Genomic DNA, 22,102 nt, shown 5'->3' with positions numbered 1-22,102 from the left:
AATGACCCGAAAAGCCATGCGAAGGCTGGTCGCCATGACCTCTCCCGATCCTGCGATCCGCGATATCATGCGCAATGCCCAATGGCTGGCCCATCGCTATGATCCGGGGCATGACGCGGTCCATATGCGGTTGGTTCCGCGCGCGCGGCATGGCGACATCCCCTTCCTGACGGACGAGCATCTGGGCGAGACGGACGCGCCGCTGGTGTTGCGACTGGCAGATGCCACGGCCCATGCGCCGCCCCGCGCGCCAATCCATTTCCTGTTCCATTCGGCCTATTGCTGCTCGACCCTGCTGGCCGCCGCGATGGATATTCCCGGCGTTTCGATGGGCCTCAAGGAACCCGTGCTGCTCAACGACCTGATCGGCTGGCGGCATCGCGGCGCGAAGGGGCCGGAAGTTGCGCGCGTGCTGGACGCCAGCCTGCATCTGCTCGCCCGCCCGTTCGGCCCAGGTGAGGCGGTGGTGCTTAAACCCTCCAACCTCATCAATCCGCTGATCCCCGCAATCATGGGCTTGCGGCCCGATGCCCGTGCGCTGCTGCTCCATGCACCGCTCGAACCCTATCTCGCCTCGATCGCGCGCAAGGGGATGTGGGGGCGGCTCTGGGTACGCGACCTGTTCCAGAAGCTATTGCGCGAAGGGATGATCGAGCCGCTGGGCATCGCACCCTCCGACTATCTGGGGCTGACCGACATTCAGGTCGCAGCAGTCGGCTGGCTGGCGCAACAGCGCCAGTTCCAGACGCTGTGCGATCAATTGGGTGCGCGTGTCGCCACCCTGGACAGTGAAGCACTGGTGGCGAGGCCGACAGAGACTCTGGCCGCGCTGGCCCGCCTGTTCGGACTGGCGCTGGACGATGCAGCGGTCACCGCAATTGCCAACGGCCCGGTCTTTGCCCGCGACGCCAAAAATGGCGCGACCTTTACGCCTGGCCAACGCGCGGAGGCGGCGCAGCGCGGGCTGGAAGTCCATGCCGACGAGGTCGCCAAGGTGGCCCATTGGGCAACGGTGCTGGCCGACAATGCGGGAATTACGCTGCATCTGCCCCGGTCGTTGATCCACGGGTAGAAGCAAGGCGTAGCCCCCTTAACCCGTTCGCCCTGAGCCTGTCGAAGGACTGCACTGCTAAAGAGGGACAGGGCTTCGACAGGTTCAGGGCGAAAGGTTCCTGTTAAAATGCCCCATTTTTTGGCGCTATAGCGCGCCCACCATTCTCAACCATAGAAAAAGGGGGCCGGTGTCGCCACCGGCCCCCTTTCTTTGTCTTGCCTGATCGAAGGATCAGAAGCGCAGCTTGGCAGCGACCGTGTAGCGGCGGCCCAGCGCGTCGTAGGTCGACGGATAGACGTTACCGCTGTTGTAGGTCGTCGAACCGATGCTGTTGCCGACCACCTTGGGCTGGTTGTCCAGCAGGTTCTGCACGGTCATGGTCAGCGTGACCTCATCCGAAACGTGGAAGCGGCTGGTCAGATCGAAATAATGTTCAGCCGGGATACGGTTGAAATCGACTTCCTTGCCGTTCAGCGTGCCGACGAACGCATCGCCATCCTCATATTTCACGCTGTCGATATAGCGCCACAGCAGCGACAGATCGACCGACTTGAACGAGAGGGTGTTACGCACCGACCAGGACAGCTTGGGCTGGATCGAGGCGCAGTTGACGCTGTAGAGGCCAACGCATTCGCGGTTGAGCGACGTCGGGGTTGCCTGGAACGTCGAGCTGTTGGTCCAGTTGCCGTTGGCGCTGAGCGCCCACTTCGCGAAACCGACATCCTTCTGATAGTTCAGCTGAACGTCGATACCGTCGGTGGCCAACTTGCCCAGGTTTGACAGAGCCTGCGGCAGACCAGGCACAGCGGCGGCTTCGCCGAACAGTTCACCGGTGCTGGCGCTGCGACGGATCGACGTACAAGCTGGATCCGACGCACTGGCGGCGGTAATGTTGTCGAAGCAGGCCGAAATCACGTCATCAGGCGTCGGGAAGGTGATCGCACCCGTAATCTTGATGTTGTAATAATCGACCGTCAGGCTGAAGCCCGGCAGGGCTGCTGGCTGAAGCGACACGCCCAGACCCCAGCTGTTCGACTTTTCCGGGCCGAGGGCGAGGTTACCGCCACCGGTGGAGTTCACCTGGCCAGCCGGATCGTTGGTGATCGAGCCGATGGAACCGGCAGGAGCACCCTGAGCGATACAGACGGCAGCCAGATTGGCGTTGGTCGTCGGTGCCGCACCAGCGCAAGGATCACTGTCGAGGTTGGTCAACGTGGTGTTCTGCGGGGCGAACAGTTCGGCGATGTTCGGTGCACGGACGGCGCGCGAATAGTTGCCGCGGAACTTGATGCCATCGACGGGCGTCCAGTTACCGGCGACCTTCCAGGTGGTCGTGTTATAGCCCGAACCGCCATCGACCGAATAGTCGGAATAGCGGATACCCGCTTCCAGCGTCAGATCCTGGAAGAAAGGCTTGTCCTGCACCAGCGGCAGGATGAGCTCGCCATAGGCTTCATAGACGTCATAGCCGCCATTGATGTTCGGGGCCGCACCGCCGGCACCGCCCAGATCGCCCGACTGCGAGAGCAGATCGGATTCCTGGCTGGCGCCATATTTGCGATATTCGCCACCCAGCGCGAAGGCCAGGCTGTCGGTGCCAAAGGGCGATGCAACGCCGAAGTCGCCGCTGACGGTGCCCTTGACCTGTGCCAGCGAGGTCTTGGTGATGACCTGGCTGTTGGCGGTCAGGAACGCATTCTGCTCTGCCGTGATCGAACCATCAGGGCCGAACAGGTTGAGCGGGACGCAACCGTTGGATTCATCGATGCAGCTCGTCGTGTTCGTCGCCAGCAACGCCTGGCGGATGCGCGAGTTCAGCCAGTAGCCCTGCTGGGTCTGGACGTTCTCGGACTCGCCATAGCTACCCGACAGATCCCAGTCGATCGAGTCTGTGATACCGCCGCGCGCGCCGATACGATAATCGAAGAAGGTGGTGGTGAAGTCGGAGATACGCGGGCCGAGTTCAGTTGCACGGCGGCTGACAGTAACGGCAGGATTGGAGTTAAACCCTTCGCCTGCACCGACCACGCCATCGCCGTTCATGTCGGCAGCGACGAACTCACTCGCCAATGCAGTACCGATGGTGCCGGTGCCAGCAGCGCAATCCGCTGCGCTGAAGCGCGCACGATAACCTGCGCGAGGGTCAACGTCGAACGCGCAGAATGCGCTGCGCTGGGCTGCCGACATATAGGGGTTGGCCAGCGAGATCGGTGCAGTGATACCGAACGAACCCGACGGTGCAATGATCGTGCTAACGGTATTCTTCGAGAAGATGCCGCGCGAATAGACTTCCACCGCGTCGCTGACTTCGTAACGGCCTGCGCCGTACATGTTGAAGCGCTCGAACGGCGTCTGGAAGATATTGAAGGGGTTGAAGTTATAGGCGTCGAACGCAGAGGTCGAACGGAAATCACCGCCTGCTGCCGTTACCTGACGATTGCCCTGCACCGAATTACAGGCTGGCTGTCCGGTTGCGCCGCACTGCGTGGTGATCGAATCCAGGCCGGTCGTGCTGACACCGCCGAAACGCGATGGGGTCGAAGTGCCCGAACCGCCGCTCGCGCCAGAGAAGGAATCGATCGCAAATTCAGAGAAGCTGCGATCGCCCTGATAGACCGGGTCGGACTGCTGATAGCCAACCGAGAATACCACGTTGCCGCGGCCGTCGTCGAAATTGGCGCCCAGCGTCAGGTCGGCGCGGACATAATGGCCGTCGGCTTCTTCGGTCAGCTGGTTGGCGATATTCGCTTCCAGGCCGGCAAAGTCGGACTTGGTGACGAAGTTGACGACACCCGAAATGGCGTCTGCACCATAGGTGGTCGACGCACCACCGGTCAGCACGTCAACCCGGTCGATTAGTGCCAGCGGGATGTTATTAAGGTCGAAACGGCCGTTCAGTTCGGCAGGAACCAGACGGTTGCCGTCGATCAGGACGATGTTGCGGTTGGAACCCAGGCCGCGAAGATCGACGAACGAAGCGCCGCCATTGCCGTTGTTGACGGCCGAACCGATGCTGGGAACGATGCCAGGAATTTCACGCAGAATTTCTTCGGCAGTGTTGTTCTGCTTCAGTTCGATCTGGTCGGCGGTGGTCGCCGTAACCGGGGTCGAACGCGCCAGATTGGGGTTCTTGATCAGCGATCCGGTGACGATGATGGTGTCGCCCGCATCGGCTTCGGCCGCCTGCGGCGCATCCTGTGCGATAGCGGCGGTCGCGATCAGCGACGCGCCCAGAATCGCCGGTGCGACGCTGGCACGCAAAAGTGCCCTCTTGGAAAATGTCTTCACGGTCCAGTCCCTTGCTCTGGAGGCTGGCAGATGGCCTGCCACTAATGTTTACCTATGGGGGGACATGGTGCCCGACAGCGATCCCCCCATATGGATGGCGGGAAACTGCGCGGGGTTAAGGGCGCTGTAAAGCCGGGGAAAAGGGCATTCACCGCTTTTGGATGCCCCTGTATCATTATTGCAACATGAACGTGGCATGACTGTTTTACAGGTGATTAGCAAGATAATTACATGAGTGTGCAACAGGATGCAGCAATCATATCGTGCGATCCGGCAGGGCAGGCCTATTGTGACATCGCGGGAGTTCAGGCGGGGTCAGCGGACACATATTGACCTTGCCTCTGGCGGGTGCATGGTAGGGACATAGTATGTCCGACGCGATGGAGAGACGATTTATGACGGGCTTGCGCGCACTGTTTTTGCTGGTCCCGCTATGCATCGCGGCCCCATCCTCCGCCGCGCCGCAGCGGCAGCAGCCCCGGCCGGAGATCTTCACCAACCTGCTCCAGTGCCGCACGATTCCCGTCGATGCCGAACGGCTCGCCTGTTTCGACCGGCAGGTCGGCGCGATGGATGCTGCGGCGCAACGCGATGAAGTGGTGGTGCTGGACAAGGGCGAACTGAACAAGACGCGCAAGACCTTGTTCGGCTTCTCCTTCCCCAAATTGCCCTTCCTGGGCGGCGGTGATGACAAGGAAGAGGGCCAAGCCGAAGAAGGCGTCACCCATATCCAGGCGGTGATCGCGTCGGTCCGCAGCCTTGGCTATGGCAAATGGCAGATCGGGCTGGAGGACGGCGCGCAGTGGGTGACGACCGAAGCGATGACCGCGCGTGATCCCAAGGTGGGCCAGCCGATCGAACTGAAACGCGCCGCCATGGGCAGTTTCATGGGCAAGGTCGATGGCGGCCGCGCGGTGCGGATGAAACGGATCAGCTAGGGCGCTTACAACCCGTTCGGCATCGGTCCCGCAAGCAGCAGCGGGTCGATCCGCGCGTCATTCCACTTCATTCCCCAATGAAGGTGCGGCCCGGTCGCGCGCCCGGTCGCGCCGACCGCGCCGATACGTTGCCCCTGCGCCACATGATCGCCCGGCTTCACGTCGATCCGCGACAGATGGAGGAAGGCGCTGCCCAGGCCATGGCCATGGTCGATCATCAGCAAATGCCCCTCCAGCGTGAAGGGCTTGTCCGCCGCCGCCAGCACTACCACCCCGTCAGCCGGCGCCACCACCGGCGCGCCGGTCGCGCCTGCAATATCGACCCCGCCATGATAGGCACCCGGCGTCCCCTGATAGACACGCTGCGATCCGAACAAGCCGGACAGGCGGCCGATGCGGGGCCAGATGAAGTGCTGCCGCCAGCCTTTGGCGTCCGTCACCACCGCCCGCGCAGCCGCGATCCGCTCCAGTTCCGGCTTGCGCAGCGCCAGAAATGCCTCGGTGCTTTTGGTCGGGCGCATTGGCGCATTGATCCGTTCGATCCGCCAGGCGCGGGGGGCAATGGCGATCGGGCGCTCCACCGCTCGCCCATCGGCCAGCCGCGCGACCAGCCGCGCGGTCGGCCCGGCATCGCGATCGAAGGCGATCAGGAACCGGCCGTCACCATCGACCGGGACCAGCTTGCCATCCAGCGTCAGCGCAACGGTCCCAGTCGGCGCGGTGCCGAGCAGCGCCCCGCCCTGCGTCACTGGTCCGGCGATCGCGAAATCCGCCCCCGTCTGCACGGGCGCGGCAGCCGTCGATGCCCCGGCCAGCGCGATCAGCAGCGCCGCCGCCCAGCGCCTCATCGCCCGCCGGTCGCCTTGATCTCGGCCCGCGCGGAGGCTTCGGCATTGGCATAGGGTTCCTGCCGCGCGATGCTCCAGTAGCGCAGATCCTCCAGCGCGATTTTCTGGCCCGTCACCGCGCACAGCACATGGTCGCCCGCCTGCAACACGCGGAAACTATAGGCCATATAATGGAGCCGGGCGGCACGGTCGCTGTTGGACATCAACATGGGTCAGCCTTTCTGGGGTCGGCCTGTCTGGCGCTTCACGAAAACAAATCCTGCTGCGGCACGTCATCCGGGCCGCGCGCTTTGCGTGCCGGGCGTGGTGGGGCAGATATAGCGGCTGGGCCGGGCTTCTCAAGCGATGCCCCGCCTTGCCCGACCGTCGCATCGACCGTCCCGTCCCGGAAATGCAGCGTCACCGCACCTGCCGCCTGCGCCGCCGCGACCGACTGGACCAGTCGTCCGCCCGCCATCACCCGCGCATAGCCGCGCGCCAGCGGCAGGTCGGGGTCTAGCGAGGCGAAATGGCGCGACACCCGGTCGAGCGCCGTCGCACGATCGCGATACACTCGCGCCAGATAGTCCGGGCGGGGGCGCAACCTGTCCAGCCGCTCGGTCGCGCGCTTAAGATATTGCTCAAGCAGCGGACGCCGCAATGCGCCGCCAGTTTCTCCCAGACGGGCGCGCGCATCCGCGATTCGGTGACGCAACCCGCTGCCCAGCGCATCGGACAGTTGGTCGAGCCGCTGCCGCTGCGGGGCCAGCAACATATCGGGCGTCGGCATAAGCCGCGCCTGCATCTCCAGCCTTTCCCTCGCCTGCCCCGCCCCGCGCCGCACCGCGCGCCCGGCGCGCAGGCCCATCTCGCTCAAGCCCGCCAGCAACTCCGCCCGCACCGGCACCGCCATTTCCGCCGCCGCCGTTGGGGTTGGCGCGCGCATGTCGGCGGCATAGTCGCACAGCGTCGTGTCCGTCTCATGCCCGACCGCCGAAATGATCGGGATCGAACAGTCGGCCACCGCCCGCACGACGATTTCCTCGTTGAAGCTCCACAGATCCTCGATCGACCCGCCACCCCGCGCCACGATCACCAGATCGGGCCGGGGCAGCGGCCCGCCGGCTTCCATCGCACTGAAACCACGCACCGCCCGCGCAATCTGCTCGGCAGCCCCCTGTCCCTGCACCAGCACCGGCCAGACCAGCACATTGGTCGGGCAGCGATCCGCCAGCCGGTGCAAAATGTCGCGAATCACCGCGCCCGTGGGCGACGTCACGACGCCGATGGTGCGCGGCAGGAAGGGCAGCCGCTGCTTGCGCTCCGCCGCAAACAGTCCTTCGCCAGCCAGTTTCGCTTTCAGCTTCTCCAGCAATGCCATCAGCGCGCCTTCGCCCGCCAGCTCCATCCGCTCGATCACGATCTGATATTTCGATCGCCCCGGATAGGTGGTCAGCTTGCCGGTGGCGATCACCTCCACCCCGTCCTGCGGCGCAAAGGCCAGCCGCTGCGCCCCACCCTTCCACATCACCCCGTCCAGCACGGCATTATCGTCCTTCAGCGCCAGATAGAGATGCCCGGACGCCGCCCGCTTGAACCCGGAAATCTCGCCGCGCAGCCGGACATGGCCGAAGCGATCCTCGACCGTGCGCTTGAGCATCCCCGACAATTCGCTGACCGACAGCGGCGGCGCGTTGTCGCCCGCGCGTTCCTCCGCTAACAGGCGGCCCGAATTGTCATAGGCATCGAAATCCGGGGACATGGGCGACATGAACATCCTTTTGCTTGGCGGCGGTGGCCGCGAACATGCGCTGGCGTGGAAGCTGGCGCAATCGCCCCGGCTCGATACGCTCTACGCCGCGCGGGGCAACCCCGGCATAGCCCAGCACGCGACATTGGTCGACCTTGCCGCGACCGATCATCGCGCGGTCCTCGATTTCTGCACCCGCCACTCGATCGGCCTTGTCGTCATCGGCCCGGAAGCGCCGCTGGTCGATGGCCTCGCCGACAATCTGCGCACCATGGGCGTGCCGGTATTCGGCCCGAACAAGAAAGCCGCCCAGCTTGAAGGGTCCAAGGGCTTCACCAAGGATCTGTGCCAGCGCGCCAACATCCCGACCGCCGCCTATGTCCGCGTCACGTCCAAGGATGGCGCGATTGCCGCGCTCGACGATTTCACGCTCCCGGTCGTGATCAAGGCCGATGGTCTGGCCGCGGGCAAGGGCGTGATCATCGCCGAAACCCGTGACGAGGCACTCGAAGCCCTCGACACCATGTTCTCCGGCGCTTTCGGCGCAGCGGGAGAGGAAGTGGTGCTGGAAGAGTTCATGACCGGCGAGGAAGCCAGTTTCTTCGCGCTGACCGACGGCACCGCCATCCTGCCCTTCGGATCGGCGCAGGATCACAAGCGCGTCGGCGACGGCGATACCGGGCCCAACACCGGCGGCATGGGCGCTTACAGCCCGGCCCGCGTGCTGACCCCTGAGCTGGAAGCGCAGGTGATCGAAACGATCATCAAGCCAACCGTCGCCACCATGGCCGCCGAAGGAATGCCCTATTCGGGTGTCCTCTATGCCGGGCTGATGCTGACCGATCAGGGGCCCAAGCTGATCGAATATAATGCCCGCTTCGGCGACCCGGAATGTCAGGTGCTGATGATGCGCTTCGACGGCGATCTGGTCGACCTGCTGCTCAGCGTTGCGCAGGGAACGCTGGAAACCCAAGGTCCGGTCACATTGGCCGATCGCACCGCGCTCACCATCGTCATGGCCGCCAATGGCTATCCCGGCACCCCGGACAAGGGCGGCGCGATCAGCGGCATCGACGCGGCGCAGGCCGGTGGCGCGCTGGTGTTCCATGCCGGAACCGCCGATCAGGACGGCACGCTGGTCGCCAATGGCGGCCGCGTCCTCAATGTGACCGCGACCGGCGATACGGTCGGCGCGGCGCAGGCGGCAGCCTATGCCGCGGTCGATGCGATCGACTTCCCCACCGGCTTCTGCCGCCGCGACATTGGCTGGCGCGAAGTCGCCCGCGAACAGGCATGAAGCCTTGCCGAGCGGGGCGACACAGCCCTAAATAGGCACGGCATATTCACGAAAGGCGACGCGCGATGCAGGAATTTTTCATGGACTATGGCCTGTGGCTGCTGATCGGGCTGCTGGTCATCATCGGCCTCGTCTTTCTGTTGTCCGGCAGGGGCAAGGCGCAGGACGTTGTGCAGGACATCGCGCCAACCCCGCCCGCCGAAACCCCGCCTGTTTCCTTTGTGGAGCCGGTGCCCGCTGCGCCCGTCGTCGTGCCGGTCGAGCCTATCGCCGCGCCGATTGCCCCCGTCGCAGTTGAACCGACACCGGCACCCGAACCCGTGCCTGTGTCCCCCGCCGTCACGGCTGCCCCGGATGGCGAGGACGACCTGCTCCGCCTGAAGGGCGTGGGTCCAAAACTCAGGACATTGCTGATCGAACTCGGCGTCACCCGCTTCACCCAGATCGCCGCCTGGACCGACACGGACCTCGCCGCGATCGACGCGAAACTCGGCAATTTCAAGGGCCGCCCGGTCCGCGACCAGTGGATCGACCAGGCCAAATATCTCGCGGCAGGCGATGTTGCCGGGTTCGAAGCCAAATATGGCAAGCTGTAAGGCGATTTAGCCCCCGCCCAATATCTCCCGCGCGCGGGGTGCCAGTCGCTCCGTGGCGGCGGCATGGATGCCTGGCGCTGCGCAGAGCAGGCCAAAGGCTGTCGGCCGGGGCCGGTTGAACAGCAATGGATCGCCCAGCGCATCGGTCACCGTCGCCCCCGCTTCCTGACAGATGATCGCGGCGGCGGCGATGTCCCACTCATTGCCCCAGCGCACCGTGGCAACCAGATCGGCCTCGTCCGCGGCAACCATCGCCATGCGCAGCGCGATGCTGTTGGGCTTTGCCACCGTCACCAGATCGCGGTCGATGCGCGGCAATTGCTCGGCCGGCACCCGCGCGCCTGCCAGAGCATCGCGCGATCCCGCACGCAGAGTCCGCCCGTTGCGCGTCGCCCCCTGCCCGGCCTGCGCGATCCAATATTCGTTGCGAGCGGGCGCGGCGAGAATCCCCAACCGCACCGCGCCATCCTCGACCAAAGCGACCGACACTGCCCATCCGGGTCGCCCGCGCAGATAATCGCGCGTGCCGTCGATCGGATCGACCACCCAAACCCGCGATACGCCCAGCCGATGCACGGTATCGGCGGTCTCCTCCGACAGCCATCCCGCGCCCGGATCAATCGCGCCCAGCGATGCGCGCAGCAGACCGTCCACTTCCAGATCAGCCTCGCACACCGGGTGGCCGGGCACCTTTTCCCACTGGCGCACGCGCGTCTCGCCGCCCGCCCATAGCGCCAGCGCATGATCAGCCGCGTCCGACACGGCTGCCACGATCGCGCGCAGATCCAGTTCAGCCCCCGGCAACGGTCATCCCGTCAACGCGCAGCGTCGGCACGTTCATCGCATAGCGGAAATGCAGGTCATTGGCGGGGACAAGCGATTTGAACATCGCCTTCAGATTGCTGGCGATGGTGATTTCCGACACGGCATGGGCGACCGCGCCATTTTCGATCAGGAAGCCCGCCGCGCCCCGGCTATAATCGCCGGTAACGCCATTGACGCCCATGCCGATCAGTTCGGTGACATAGATGCCGCGCTTCACGTCCGCCATCAGGTCGCCCGGCGATATGCTGCCCGCTTCCATATGGACGTTGGTGATGCTGACGCCCGGCGCGCCGCTGCCGCCCCGGCTGGCATGACCGGTCGGCTCCTGCCCCAATTGCCGCGCCGACGCGCTGTCCATCAGCCATCCGGTCAGCACCCCCTTGTCGATCAGCGCGCGCCGCTCGACCGGCAGCCCCTCGCCATCGAACGGGCGCGATCTCAGGCCGCGCACCAGCAGCGGATCGTCTATGATGGTGACACCCGCGTCGAACAGCGCCTCGCCCAGCGATTCGAGCAAAAAGCTCGACCGCCGCGCAATCGCCGGTCCAACCATGCCACCGATCAGATGCCCCAGCAGGCTGGAGCCGATGCGAGGATCGAAAATCACCGGCATGACGCCGCTATCGACCTTGACCGGGTTCAGCCGTGCCACCGCCCGCTGGCCCGCCCGCACGCCGATCGCCTCGGCATCGTCCAGATCCTCCAGATGGCGCACGCTGTGGCTCGCATGGTCGCGCTGCATGTCGGACCCCGCGCCAGCCAATACGCTGGCCCAGGTCGAATGGCTGGTCGCGCCATAGGCACCGGCAAAGCCATGGCTGGTCGCCAGCGCCACCTGGCTACGTCCGCTTGACGCGCCGCCGCCTTCGCTGTTGGTGATGCCCGGCACGGCGCGCGCCGCCTCCTCCGCCACCAGCGCGCGTTCGCGCAGCGCGGCGGGTTCGGGTTCCTCACTATCGGTCAGATCGAGCGCTGGCGGGCGTTTCTTCATCAGCCGGTCCTGCGGGGCGAGGCCGGCATAGGGGTCTTCGGGTGCCTCGCGCGCCATCGCCACGGCACGATCTACCAGCGTGCCGAGCGTCGCGGGATTCATGTCCGACGCGGAAATGCTGGCCGACCGGTTGCCGATGAACACGCGCAGGCCGATTTCCTCGCCCTCGGACCGTTCCACATCTTCCAGCGCCCCCAGCCGCACCGATACGTTGGTGGAGGCGTTGCAGGCATAAATGGCGTCGGCTGCATCCGCTCCCGCCTTGCGCGCGGCGCTCACCAGATCCTGCGCGCGCGACTGGGCTTCTTCTAGGCTGAGCATGGAGGCAAGCTATTCCCGAAACGACAAATGGAGTGATCGGCCTTACGCGCTTGGTTCGCGCGGGGCAACGCCCGCCAGCCAGCGGTCGAGCAGGTGCCAGGCCACTGCCATGCGCGGCGGCGCGATGAAGGGCGCTTCCGGCTCCCCGGCCATCGCCGCGCGCACGCCATCGGCATCGCACCAGAAAGCGTCCTCAATCTCGGTCGCGTCCAGCGTCAGCGCATCGCCGGTCGCCTGCGCTATGCAGGCGATCATCAGCGAGGATGGGAAAGGCCAGGGCTGGCTCATGACATAGCGCACATCATGGACGCGGATGCCCGCTTCCTCGAACAATTCGCGCGCGACCGCTTCCTCGATCGTCTCGCCCGGCTCGATAAAGCCCGCCAGCGCCGAATAGCGACCCGGTGGCCAGGCGTGCTGGCGGCCCAGCAGCACCTTGCCCTCATATTCCGCCAGCATGATCGACACCGGGTCCACCCGCGGGAAATGTTCCGCCTGACATGCCCCGCACTTGCGCGCCCAGCCGGCCTTGACCGGAGCAGTCCTCCCTCCGCACACCGCACAGAAACGGTGGCGCACATGCCAATGCAGCAGACTGCGCGCTGTGCCATAGAGCGCCAGTTCCTGCGCCGACACCTGACCCGCCAAACCCCGGCTACGCGGTGTCGCACCGGAACCACCTGTCAACTCGACCAGCAGTTCAGCAAATATAGGCCGCCCTGTCGGATCAACGCCCAACAGCACATGATCCTCGACCCACGCGTCAGCCTCGATCGGCTCCAGCACCAGCGCGCCATCAACCTCCACCGGCTCCAGCCCGTCGAGCACCAGCCGCCGCGCCGCCGGATCGGCGAAAGTCTCGGCCAGCAGCACAGGGTTGGTGCGGATTTGATCGACGCGGTCGAGCGTGCCACCGACAAAGCCGGGCGGGTCGTCGAGCCGGGGGTCAGTGCCGTGCATCCGCATCCTTCTCCTTCAACACCGCCTGCGCCGCGCGGGCAAATAAAGTGGGCAGCCCCGCATCGGCAATGCGCGCGACCGGCCACCATTCGCCCGCATCGGGCGGAACATGATCCTGCCCCACATGGGTCGTGTGGACGGCCAGCGCCAGAGAGAAATGGGTGAAAACATGATCGACCGGCTCGGCCAGCGTCCGCCAGTCAGCGGCAAAGGGCGGCGTCGAATCAGGGTCAGCGCTCCAGTCGGAACTGGGCAGCGCCCGCATCCCACCCAGCAGCCCCTTGTCCGAGCGGCGCACCAGCCAGACATGGCCGTCCGCCCGTTCGATCCACCAGCCATGGCCAGTCCGGTGGGGCCGCACCTTCTTCGCCGCCTTGACCGGATAGGCCGCAGGATCAGCCGTCCGCACCGCCGCGCAATCGCTCCGCAGCGGGCAGATGCCGCAGGCCGGATTGCGCGACGTGCAGATGGTCGCGCCCAGATCCATCATCGCCTGGGCAAAATCGCCCGCGCGCGCATCAGGCGTGATCGCATCCGCCGCCGCGCGGATCGCCGGGCGGGCCGCAGGCAGCGGCGTATCGATAGCAAACAGCCGCGCCACCACCCGCTCGACATTGGCGTCCACCACCACCGCGCGCCGGCCAAAGGCGATCGCGGCCACCGCAGCGGCGGTATAGGCTCCCACCCCCGGCAAAGCGCGCAACCCTTCCTCTGTGTCGGGGAACAGCCCGCCATGGTCGCGCACCACCGCGCGCGCGCAGGCGAGCAGATTGCGGGCGCGGGCATAATAGCCAAGCCCCGCCCACGCCGCCATCAGGTCTGCATCATCCGCCGCCGCCAGCGCCTCGACGCTTGGCCAGCGCGCGGTGAACTTTGCGAAATAGGGGCCGACTGCCGCCACCGTCGTCTGTTGCAGCATGACTTCGGACAGCCACACCCGGTAGGGATCGGCGGCATTGGCACCGGGCAGCGCGCGCCAAGCCAAGCGCCGGGCGTGGACATCATAATGGGCCAGCAGGTCCGCTGCTATTTTTACCCCGTCCTTTGTCATGTCACCCTCGACGCGCATGGCGGCGCTATGCCATGGTGCAGCCCATGACGGAACGCCCCCCGACGCCTAAAGTGAAAAGCCGCGCCATTCCTGCGGCAGAACGCCCGCGCATCGGCGGATCGCGGCGAATCGCCGACCTGATGCCCGACATTGGCCGCGCCGCCTTCCGCAAATTCGGCTTCGTCCAGTCGAGCATCGTCACCCGCTGGTCGGAAATCGTCGGCAGCCATTATGCCAGCATTTCCGCCCCCGAATCGATCCGCTTCCCGGTGGGGCAAAAGGCGGGCGGTACGCTGCAACTGACGGTGATGAGCGGCCATGCGCCGATGGTGCAGCATATGCTGCCTGACCTCATCGAAAGGGTGAACCGCTTTTTCGGCTATGCCGCCGTGGCGAAAGTCGCGATGCGGCAGGGGGAGATCATGCCCACCCCCGCCGAACGCCGCCCGCCGCCGCGCAACCTTAAACCCATTCCGGTGGAACTGGGCGATTCGCTGCGCGACATTGGCGACCCGGAATTGCGCACGGTGCTGGAATCGCTGGCGCAGGGGCTTGCCAACAGCAGCGGCCTGCCCAAAATCGGCTGAATATTCGGCTGGCGTTCATGGCCAGTCGTTCAATGGACGTGACTCATGAAAAAGCTGCTCCCCCTCGCTCTCTTCGCCCTTCCCGTCGCCGTCCTGGCCGCGCCTGCCGCCAACTGGGTCAGCCGCGTCACCATCTCGGCCATCGGCGGCCATGCCATGGGCAATCCCGCCGCGCCCACCAAGCTGATCGAATATGTCAGCTACACCTGTAGCCACTGCGCCCATTTCGTTGGCGAGGCGAGCGCCCCGCTCAAGGCCAACTACGTCAAGGGCGGCAAGGTCAGCGTCGAAGTACGCAACGCCGTGCGCGACAAATATGACCTGACCGCCGCGCTGCTCGCCCGCTGCGGCGGCCCGGCGCGCTTCATGGGCAATCATGAGGCCTTGTTCGCCAATCAGGATGCGTGGATGGAACAGCTCCAGGCCTATGACCGCGACGCCACCAAGCCAACCGACCAGATCGCCGCGCTGCGCGACATCGGCCAGAAAACCGGTCTCTACACGCTGATGGCCAAGCGCGGTTACACCCCCGCCCAGCTTAACGCCTGCATCGCCAGCCCCATGGCGATGAAGCAGATCATGGCGATGACCGACGAGGCGTGGAACAAGGTGAAGATCAGCGGCACCCCCGGCTTCACCGTCAACGGCACGCTGGTCGCCGGATCGGACTGGGGCAAGCTTCAGGCCGCATTGCCCCCTGCCGCACGCTGATCTAAGCTGATCTAATAAACCTGCCAACCCGCCCATAATCGGAGCCTTGCCCGTCGTGAAAGCCTTGTCCGGTGTTGCCCTTATCGCCCTGTCCCTGACCCTCGCTGCCTGTGGCAAGAGCGAAGAGGGGGCCACGCCCAAAGGCGAAGCCATCGCCGCCGTCGCCCCGCCAGCGGGAGCCACCTGGTCGGAAACCGTCGCGGAAACGGCCGACGGCTATTATCTGATGGGCAATCCGGCGGCCAAGCTCAAGCTGGTCGAGTTCGGTTCCTACACCTGCAGCCATTGCAAGGATTTTTCCGCCGAAGCCTCGGAGGAAATCAAGAAGCTGGTCGACACCGGCAAGATGAGCTTTGAATTCCGCACCTATGTCCGCGACCCGATCGACATTTCGACCGCGCTGCTGGCCCGTTGCGGCGGCAAGGATATTTTCTATCCCCTGTCCGAACAGTTTTTCGCCAACCAGAATGCGATGTTCGAGAAAGCGCAGGCACTGGGCGACCAGCCCTATCAGGCACTGATGAGCGCCCCCCCGGCAGAGCGTTTCGGCAAGCTGGCGGGCGCGCTGGGCTTGGTCGATTTCGCCAAGCAGCGCGGCATTGCCGAAGATCAGGCGAAACAATGCCTCGCCGACACCGCATCGGCGGAAAAGCTGGCCAAGGGCGTCGAGGCGGCCAACAGCCAGTATCAGATCACCGGCACCCCCAGCTTCCTTATCAACGGCGTGCTGGTCGACAATGTCGCCAACTGGGCGACGCTCCAGCCCAAGCTCAAGGAAGCAGGGATCTGATTGGGCGTCGGGGGGCGAACATCAGCGCATAAATGCGAGAAGGCCGGGGCGGCAATGCGCTACCCCGGCGCGTCTTTGTGCTGCGCCGCACCGGCCCACACCCCCACCCGGCCTCCCACAGTGTATCCTGATTGGGCGGCCGGGTGGGGGTGTGGGCCGGTGCGGTCCTGGCGCAGCCAACAAAAATGCAAATAAAGCGGCTCAAGCTTTCCGGCTTCAAAAGCTTCGTCGATGCGACCGAATTACGCATCGAACCCGGCTTGACCGGCATCGTCGGCCCCAATGGCTGCGGCAAATCCAACCTGCTGGAAGCGATCCGCTGGGTCATGGGCGAATCGAGCGCCAAATCCATGCGCGGCGGCGGCATGGAGGATGTGATCTTTGCAGGCACCGCCACCCGGCCCCAGCGCGACTTTGCCGAAGTCTCGCTGCTCACCGTGCAGGAGCAGGGCGAGCTTTTCTCCGCCGTGGATGTCGGCGCGGACGGCGAACTGGAGGTCACCCGCCGGATAGAGCGGGGCGCGGGCAGCGCCTACAGAGCCAATGGCCGCGACGTCCGCGCCAAGGACGTGTCGCTGATCTTCGCCGACGCCGCCACCGGCCCGCACAGCCCGGCGCTGGTCAGTCAGGGCCGCATTGCCGCCGTCATCGCCGCCCGACCGCAGGAACGGCGCGCCATGCTGGAGGAAGCGGCGGGCATCGCCGGGCTGCACGTCCGGCGCAAGGACGCCGAACAGAAGCTCCGCGCCGCCGAAGCCAATCTCGCCCGGCTGGCTGAAATCCTGCTCGACATGGACGCCCGCGCCAATGCGCTGCGCCGTCAGGCCCGCGCCGCCGAACGCTATATCCGCCTGTCCGACCAGATTCGCATCGCCGAGGCCCGCACCCTCTTTGCCCGCTGGCGCGAAGCCCATGCCAGCGCCGAAGCCGCCCGCGCGCAGGCGAAAGACGCCGACGCCGCCGTCGCCGCCGCGCAAGAAGCGCAACTCGCCGCCGCCGCCCATGCGCAGGCCGCTCTCGCCACATTGGCCGACCGCCGCGCCGCCGCCCAGCGCGCCCGCGATGACGCGAGCGAGGCTGGCCACCGCCTCGCCACCCTGCGCACAGAGCGCGACGGCGTGGTCCGGCGGCTGCATGACCTCGCCCAGCAGGCCGCCCGGCTGGAGGAGGATCGCGCCCGCGAAGGCACGCTCGCCAATGACGCCGCTGACGCCATTGCGCGCCTCACCGCCGAAATCGCGACATTGAAAGCCCGGATCGCCGACACCGAAAAGCTGCGCCCCGATTTTGCCAGCCGCATCGCCAGTGCCGAGGATGGCGCGCGCGACGCCGAGCTGGATCTGGCCAAGGCAATGGCCAAGCAGGCGGGCGAACAGGCCGAATTGCGGGTCGCTGAGGCCGCACTGGTTGCCGCCCGCAGCCGTCTGGAGCGCAGCGAACGCGAGGTTCAGCGGCTGACGAACGAAGCCGCCGCTCTTCCTGATCCCGGCCCGCTCGAAACCCAGCGCTCCGCTGCCATCACCGCGCAAGAACAGGCCAGCGCCGCCCGCGACACTGCCGAAGCCACAATCAACGCCGCCGAAGCCGCGCGCCAGTCCGCCAGCGAACAGCGCGCCGCCGCCGAAGGCGCGCTCTCCGCCGCCCGTGCTGCACTGGCCGCGCTCGACAGCGAAGCCGCCGCGCTCAAGCGCGCGGTCGATAGCGGCCCCGGCGGCCGCACCCGCGCGCTCGACATGCTTAAGGCCGCGCCCGGCTATGAACGCGCTCTGGCCGCAGCACTGGGCGACGATCTGGAAGCGCCGATCGCACAGGACGGCAAGCGCCGCTGGGCCGGCGCGCCCTCGCTGGCCAGCGATCCCGCGCTCCCCGATGGCTGCGCACCGCTCGCCGCCCATGTCACCGCCCCGCCCGAACTCGTCCGCCGTCTGGCTCAGATCGCTGTCGCCGACAGCGACGAGGGCCAGCCCCTTGCCGTCGGCCAGCGGCTCGTCACCCGCGATGGCCAGTTGCGCCGATGGGACGGCTATGTGGCGATCGAAGGCGGCGCGGCAGCGGCGGAGCGGCTGATCCGGCTCAACCGGCTGGAAGCGATCGCCGCCGCCCGTCCAGCCGCCCAGGCGCAGGTCGATGCTGCCAACGCCGCGCAGCAGGACGCCAAGGCCCGCGAGCAGGCTGCCAGCGAAGCCCTCGCCAACGGCCGCACCCAGCTCGCCCAGGCAGACCAGAGCCTGCGCACCGCGCTGCGCACCGCCGACGAGGCGACCACCGCGCTCGAACGGCTGGCCGGGCGGCGCGAAGGAATAGAGGAACGACTGGTAGAGGCGCGGCGCGACGCTGACGCTGCCCGCGCCGATCATGACAGTGCCCAATCCGCCCGCGCCGCCATGCCCGACGGGGCCGAAACGCGCACCCTCGTCACCACGCTGGCACAGGCGAGCGAAAAGGCCCGCGCCGCCGTCAGCCAGTTGCAGGCCGATCAGGCCTTGGCCGACCGCGCCTTGTCGAGCGACCGCGAACGACAGGGTGCCGCCGACGTGGAGATCAAGGGCTGGCGCGCCCGCGCGGGTGAAGCGGCCAGGCGTATCGCCGCCATGGTCGCGCGCGGCGAAGAGATCGCAACCGAACGTGCGACGATCGAAGGCCAGCCCGACGCGCTGGCGCAGGCCATCGCATCGCTGGACGATCAGGGCGCAACCCTCATCGCCGCCGCCGATGCCGCCCGCCGCGCCGAGCAGGAGGCCGAAGCCGCCTTGCGCCAAGCCGAACAGCGAGCCGCACATGCTGGCGAAACTTTTGCCGCCGCCCGCGAAGCCCGCGCCACCGCTATTGCCCGCGCTGAATCCGCCGACGAACGGCGGATCGAAACCAATCGACTGTCGGGCGAACGCTTTGAATGTCCGCCGCCCTTGCTGCCCGAAAAACTGGGCTTCGCCAGCGCCGAGATCCGGCTCGCCCAGACCGAACAGGCCGATCATGACCGTTTCAGTGTCGATCGTGAGCGGATTGGCCCGGTCAATCTCGTCGCGGCGCAGGAACTGGAGGAACTGGAACAGGTGCAGGCGACCAGCCGCGCCGAAAGCGAGGAACTGACCCAGGCGATCCACCGTCTGCGCGGATCGATCGGCAGCCTGAACCGCGAAGGGCGCCAACGCCTCCTCGCCGCGTTCGAGGCGGTCGACGGCCATTTCCGCCGCCTCTTCACCACCTTGTTCAACGGCGGGCAGGCGCATCTGGAGCTGATCGACAGCGACGATCCGCTGGAGGCGGGGCTGGAGATCATGGCCCAGCCGCCGGGCAAGAAACTCGCGGCGCTCACGCTCCTGTCGGGCGGCGAACAGGCGCTGACCGCCGTAGCGCTGATCTTCGGCCTGTTCCTGACCAACCCCGCGCCGATCTGCGTGCTGGACGAGGTCGATGCGCCGCTCGACGACGCCAATGTCGAGCGATTCTGCGACCTGCTCGACGCCATGGTCGCGCAGACCCAGACCCGCTACCTCATCGTCACCCACAATGCCGTCAGCATGGCCCGGATGCACCGCCTGTTCGGCGTCACCATGGTCGAACGCGGCGTCAGCCGCCTCGTCTCGGTCAACCTCCAGAGCGCAGAGGCATTGCTGGCGGCGGAATAGCCTTCACCCCCGCCCGAACCAGCCCTTCATCCGGCGGAACAGGCCGCGTTCGCTGACCGCCTCGAACATTTCGTCCGGGCCTTCGGGGTCCAGCACTTCATGATCGGCCAGCCACGCCTGCACATCGTTCAGGTCCGGCGTCTCATAGGGGCGCAGCGTCCGGCCCGGCTTCTGGCGCATCTCCTCGATCCCCGCGACCAGCCCGCGCTGCGCGATCACCGCTGCCACCCGCTCCACCGGCAGGTCGAGATGTTCGGCGATCAGATCGTCGCGAATCGCGCGGATCTTGTCCTCCCACCCGGCATTGGCGGGCAGCGCCGTGTCGATCGTCACGTCGCATTCGGTGTCCAGCCGCATCGAGCGGTTGTTCATGTTGGACGACCCGATCCGAATCAGCCGATCATCGACGATCAAGATCTTGGCATGGACATAGATCGGCACGCCGCGCATCGTGAAGGGATGATAGATGCGCAGGCGGCCATGGGCGTCGCGCGCCTTCAGCGCCTCGAACAGGCGCGCGCGCGCCGTGTCCATCGCCTGCTGCTCCAGCCAGCCATCGGCCTGGGTCGGATTGATGATGACGATGTCCGGCCCGTCCGCTTCGATCAGCCGTTTGGCGATCGCCTCGGCAATCCGGCGCGACGCGAAATATTGGCTTTCGGCATAGATACAGCGCCTGGCTGCCGCAATCTGGCGGCAATAGAGCCGCTCAATCTCGGTCAGTTCGTCCTGATCATCCATTTTGGGCGCGGTACGGGCAATGGCCACGTCCACATCGGTAAATTGCACCGGCAGAGTGTCCGGCCAACAATCCTGCACCCCCTCGATCGGCGGCAGCGCGTCGCCACCCGCACCGACCCAGCGATTGCGGGCATGTTCACCCAGCGCCGCCGCGACCGGCCCCATCAGCGCCGTGGTCGCATCATGCCAGGGACCATAAGGCGATCCGTCGGGATGCAACCGCCCCGGCTCCTCATCGCGATGATGCCGCGTATCCCACCGGTCGCCCGTCATGTCGATGCCGCCGCAAAAGGCGAAACAATCGTCGATCACCACGATCTTTTGATGGTGCGACGCGGCGGGCGGATGATGGCTGTCCAGCTTCACCGTCACGCGCGGATGCGCCATCCATTTGAGCGTCGTGAACAGGTTGGTCGGTCGCACCATCGACTTCATCGCGCCAATGTCCCAGCGCAGCAGGAATATCTCCAGCTCCGGCGTCCGCTCCACCAGCCAGCTGATGAAATCGCCGATCACTACTGGCGCGCCATCATCGGCCTCATCCTCACGGACCAGCGTGATCGCGGCGTCGAAATCCCAGCCGATCAGCATGATCCGCCGCGTCGCCTTGAGCATCGCGGCGCGCGCATGGCGGAAATAGGCGTCCGCGTCGATGATCGTGCTGGCCCGCGTCGCCCGCGCGATCCGCCAGCAATCCTCGCCCGGTTTCGGTCCCGCGCTCATGCGCTGCCGACCACTAGGCATCCCAGGAACATCAGCAATCCGGCAAAACGGTTGGAGCGGAATTTGGCCAGCGGATCAACGCCATCCTCGCGCAGCGTCGCAATCTGCCACAGCAAATGCGCCGCCACCGGCAGCAGCGCGGCCAGCGCCAGCGCTTGCGGTCGCACCTGCCAGATTGCCCCGGCCCACAGGCCAAGCGCGCACAGATAGCAAAACGCCACGCCCGCCCGGACGTGCCGCCCCATGGAGAGCGCGCTGGAACCAATGCCGATCAGCGCGTCGTCCTCCCGATCCTGCAGCGCGTAGATGGTGTCATAGCCCACAACCCAGAAAATGGTTCCGACGTAGAGCGAAATTCCCGCCAGGGTCAGCGCCCCCATCACCTCGCTCCACCCCACCAAAGCCGCCCAGGAAAAGACGAGGCCGAGCCAGATTTGCGGCCAGCCGGTGATCCGCTTCATGAAGGGGTAAGCCGCCACCAGCGCCAGCGAGCCCAGCGCCACGATCTGCGCATAGAGGCGTAATTGCAGCAGCACGATCAGTCCGACCAGAGACAGCGCCACGAGCCACAGCCATGCCGTGCGCACCCGCATCGCCCCGCTCGCCAGCGGCCGCGCGGCCGTGCGCGCCACTTTGCGGTCCAGATCGCGGTCGACAATATCGTTGAACACGCACCCAGCCCCGCGCATGACGATGCTGCCCAGCAGCAGCCACAAGATCAACGACCAGCGCGCAAAGCCGCCTCCCGCCAGCGCCACCGCCCAGGCACCGGGCCAGAAGAGCAGCCACCAGCCGATCGGCCGGTCGAACCGCGCCATCTGCACCAGCGCGCGCGGCGCGTCCGGCAGCCGCGCCAGCAGCCCACGTGCCTGGCTGTCGGGGACGATCGTCTGGTTCAACCCTATGCTCCAATCCGGACATGCGTGCTCCCGCGAAAGCGGGAGCCCAGTTCCGCCGTCTGGACTGGACTCCCGCTTTCGCGGGAGCACATAGCGCTATAAAGAGGATAAAGGCGCACTCGAC

The 22,102-nt window shown here is 66.2% G+C and carries 18 protein-coding genes; 8 read left to right on the top strand and 10 right to left on the bottom strand.

The annotated features are described in order from the left end of the window. The first annotated feature begins 34 nt into the window (after positions 1-34). Entirely contained in the window at positions 35-1,072 is a 1,038-nt protein-coding gene (locus D0Z70_RS01755; RefSeq protein WP_119743752.1) for a hypothetical protein, read from the top strand. 213 nt (positions 1,073-1,285) lie between these two features. On the opposite strand, the gene D0Z70_RS01750 is transcribed toward D0Z70_RS01755, so the two are convergent. Continuing rightward, a complete protein-coding gene (locus D0Z70_RS01750) occupies positions 1,286-4,342 on the bottom strand; it encodes a TonB-dependent receptor plug domain-containing protein (protein WP_119743671.1) in 3,057 nt (1,018 codons plus the stop codon). 395 nt (positions 4,343-4,737) lie between these two features. Between D0Z70_RS01750 and D0Z70_RS01745 the strand changes: the two genes are divergently transcribed. After that, positions 4,738-5,280: a hypothetical protein gene (locus D0Z70_RS01745; protein WP_119743670.1), complete on the top strand. Its 543-nt coding sequence runs from the start codon at positions 4,738-4,740 to the stop codon at positions 5,278-5,280. A gap of 5 nt (positions 5,281-5,285) precedes the next feature. Here D0Z70_RS01745 and D0Z70_RS01740 read toward each other — a convergent pair whose 3' ends face one another. From D0Z70_RS01740 to xseA, 3 genes are read right to left on the bottom strand one after another with little or no spacing between them, the layout of a single operon-like run. Continuing rightward, positions 5,286-6,128 (bottom strand): M23 family metallopeptidase, encoded by an 843-nt coding sequence (locus D0Z70_RS01740; RefSeq protein ID WP_119743669.1) that lies wholly within the window; start codon positions 6,126-6,128, stop codon positions 5,286-5,288. Beyond that, positions 6,125-6,337, bottom strand: a complete 213-nt coding sequence (locus D0Z70_RS01735) for a DUF2093 domain-containing protein (RefSeq protein ID WP_119743668.1) — start codon at positions 6,335-6,337, stop codon at positions 6,125-6,127. The genes D0Z70_RS01740 and D0Z70_RS01735 overlap by 4 nt, the downstream gene beginning before the upstream one ends. Positions 6,338-6,372: 35 nt before the next feature. Further along, positions 6,373-7,869: an exodeoxyribonuclease VII large subunit gene (gene xseA, locus D0Z70_RS01730; RefSeq protein WP_119743667.1), complete on the bottom strand. Its 1,497-nt coding sequence runs from the start codon at positions 7,867-7,869 to the stop codon at positions 6,373-6,375. Between the two features lie 7 nt (positions 7,870-7,876). Between xseA and purD the strand changes: the two genes are divergently transcribed. Together purD and D0Z70_RS01720 are read left to right on the top strand one after the other, a co-directional pair. Beyond that, positions 7,877-9,154: a phosphoribosylamine--glycine ligase gene (gene purD, locus D0Z70_RS01725; protein ID WP_119743751.1), complete on the top strand. Its 1,278-nt coding sequence runs from the start codon at positions 7,877-7,879 to the stop codon at positions 9,152-9,154. 65 nt (positions 9,155-9,219) lie between these two features. After that, positions 9,220-9,750: a hypothetical protein gene (locus D0Z70_RS01720; RefSeq protein ID WP_119743666.1), complete on the top strand. Its 531-nt coding sequence runs from the start codon at positions 9,220-9,222 to the stop codon at positions 9,748-9,750. A 6-nt stretch (positions 9,751-9,756) separates the two neighbouring features. Here D0Z70_RS01720 and D0Z70_RS01715 read toward each other — a convergent pair whose 3' ends face one another. The 4 genes from D0Z70_RS01715 to D0Z70_RS01700 are packed head-to-tail and all read right to left on the bottom strand — an operon-like array spanning position 9,757 to position 13,916. After that, complete coding sequence (locus D0Z70_RS01715) at positions 9,757-10,554, bottom strand: 3'(2'),5'-bisphosphate nucleotidase CysQ (protein WP_119743665.1); 798 nt, start codon at positions 10,552-10,554, stop codon at positions 9,757-9,759. Further along, positions 10,541-11,887 (bottom strand): TldD/PmbA family protein, encoded by a 1,347-nt coding sequence (locus D0Z70_RS01710; RefSeq protein ID WP_119743664.1) that lies wholly within the window; start codon positions 11,885-11,887, stop codon positions 10,541-10,543. Before D0Z70_RS01710 ends, D0Z70_RS01715 begins: the two co-directional genes overlap by 14 nt. 42 nt (positions 11,888-11,929) lie before the next feature. Then, positions 11,930-12,847 carry an NAD(+) diphosphatase gene (gene nudC, locus D0Z70_RS01705; RefSeq protein ID WP_182913807.1) on the bottom strand — a complete coding sequence of 306 codons (918 nt, stop codon included), beginning with the start codon at positions 12,845-12,847 and terminating at the stop codon, positions 11,930-11,932. After that, positions 12,834-13,916 carry an A/G-specific adenine glycosylase gene (locus D0Z70_RS01700; RefSeq protein ID WP_119743662.1) on the bottom strand — a complete coding sequence of 361 codons (1,083 nt, stop codon included), beginning with the start codon at positions 13,914-13,916 and terminating at the stop codon, positions 12,834-12,836. The genes nudC and D0Z70_RS01700 overlap by 14 nt, the downstream gene beginning before the upstream one ends. 26 nt (positions 13,917-13,942) lie before the next feature. Between D0Z70_RS01700 and D0Z70_RS01695 the strand changes: the two genes are divergently transcribed. From D0Z70_RS01695 to D0Z70_RS01680, 4 genes are all read left to right on the top strand, one after another. Beyond that, entirely contained in the window at positions 13,943-14,485 is a 543-nt protein-coding gene (locus D0Z70_RS01695) for a DUF721 domain-containing protein (RefSeq protein ID WP_119743750.1), read from the top strand. A gap of 45 nt (positions 14,486-14,530) precedes the next feature. Continuing rightward, positions 14,531-15,196: a thioredoxin domain-containing protein gene (locus tag D0Z70_RS01690; protein ID WP_119743661.1), complete on the top strand. Its 666-nt coding sequence runs from the start codon at positions 14,531-14,533 to the stop codon at positions 15,194-15,196. Between the two features lie 55 nt (positions 15,197-15,251). Further along, on the top strand, positions 15,252-15,986 hold the full coding sequence (locus D0Z70_RS01685; RefSeq protein WP_182913806.1) for a thioredoxin domain-containing protein: 735 nt from the start codon (positions 15,252-15,254) through the stop codon (positions 15,984-15,986). 185 nt (positions 15,987-16,171) lie between these two features. Then, positions 16,172-19,615: a chromosome segregation SMC family protein gene (locus D0Z70_RS01680; RefSeq protein ID WP_119743749.1), complete on the top strand. Its 3,444-nt coding sequence runs from the start codon at positions 16,172-16,174 to the stop codon at positions 19,613-19,615. Positions 19,616-19,618: 3 nt separating this feature from the next. Here the strand turns inward: D0Z70_RS01680 and D0Z70_RS01675 are convergent, their stop codons facing one another. Both D0Z70_RS01675 and ubiA read right to left on the bottom strand, forming a co-directional pair. After that, positions 19,619-21,079: a phospholipase D-like domain-containing protein gene (locus D0Z70_RS01675; RefSeq protein WP_119743659.1), complete on the bottom strand. Its 1,461-nt coding sequence runs from the start codon at positions 21,077-21,079 to the stop codon at positions 19,619-19,621. After that, a complete protein-coding gene (gene ubiA, locus D0Z70_RS01670) occupies positions 21,076-21,978 on the bottom strand; it encodes a 4-hydroxybenzoate octaprenyltransferase (protein ID WP_119743658.1) in 903 nt (300 codons plus the stop codon). Before ubiA ends, D0Z70_RS01675 begins: the two co-directional genes overlap by 4 nt. Positions 21,979-22,102: the final 124 nt, after the last annotated feature.

The organism is Sphingobium terrigena (assembly GCF_003591655.1).
In the GTDB taxonomy this organism is placed as follows: Bacteria; Pseudomonadota; Alphaproteobacteria; order Sphingomonadales; family Sphingomonadaceae; genus Sphingobium; species Sphingobium terrigena.
The sequence above is the reverse complement of the archived record's forward strand: the minus strand, read 5'-3'. Positions and strand labels throughout refer to the sequence as shown.

What these genes read in the sequence shown, in the direction of transcription:
- D0Z70_RS01755 (WP_119743752.1), top strand. Translation starts at nt 35, where the DNA reads ATGACCTCTCCCGATCCTGCGATCCGCGATATCATGCGCAATGCCCAA.
- D0Z70_RS01745 (WP_119743670.1), top strand. Translation starts at nt 4,738, where the DNA reads ATGACGGGCTTGCGCGCACTGTTTTTGCTGGTCCCGCTATGCATCGCG.
- D0Z70_RS01740 (WP_119743669.1), bottom strand. Translation starts at nt 6,128, where the DNA reads ATGAGGCGCTGGGCGGCGGCGCTGCTGATCGCGCTGGCCGGGGCATCG.
- D0Z70_RS01735 (WP_119743668.1), bottom strand. Translation starts at nt 6,337, where the DNA reads ATGTTGATGTCCAACAGCGACCGTGCCGCCCGGCTCCATTATATGGCC.
- xseA (WP_119743667.1), bottom strand. Translation starts at nt 7,869, where the DNA reads ATGTCCCCGGATTTCGATGCCTATGACAATTCGGGCCGCCTGTTAGCG.
- purD (WP_119743751.1), top strand. Translation starts at nt 7,877, where the DNA reads ATGAACATCCTTTTGCTTGGCGGCGGTGGCCGCGAACATGCGCTGGCG.
- D0Z70_RS01720 (WP_119743666.1), top strand. Translation starts at nt 9,220, where the DNA reads ATGCAGGAATTTTTCATGGACTATGGCCTGTGGCTGCTGATCGGGCTG.
- D0Z70_RS01710 (WP_119743664.1), bottom strand. Translation starts at nt 11,887, where the DNA reads ATGCTCAGCCTAGAAGAAGCCCAGTCGCGCGCGCAGGATCTGGTGAGC.
- nudC (WP_182913807.1), bottom strand. Translation starts at nt 12,847, where the DNA reads ATGCACGGCACTGACCCCCGGCTCGACGACCCGCCCGGCTTTGTCGGT.
- D0Z70_RS01700 (WP_119743662.1), bottom strand. Translation starts at nt 13,916, where the DNA reads ATGCGCGTCGAGGGTGACATGACAAAGGACGGGGTAAAAATAGCAGCG.
- D0Z70_RS01695 (WP_119743750.1), top strand. Translation starts at nt 13,943, where the DNA reads ATGACGGAACGCCCCCCGACGCCTAAAGTGAAAAGCCGCGCCATTCCT.
- D0Z70_RS01690 (WP_119743661.1), top strand. Translation starts at nt 14,531, where the DNA reads ATGAAAAAGCTGCTCCCCCTCGCTCTCTTCGCCCTTCCCGTCGCCGTC.
- D0Z70_RS01680 (WP_119743749.1), top strand. Translation starts at nt 16,172, where the DNA reads ATGCAAATAAAGCGGCTCAAGCTTTCCGGCTTCAAAAGCTTCGTCGAT.
- D0Z70_RS01675 (WP_119743659.1), bottom strand. Translation starts at nt 21,079, where the DNA reads ATGAGCGCGGGACCGAAACCGGGCGAGGATTGCTGGCGGATCGCGCGG.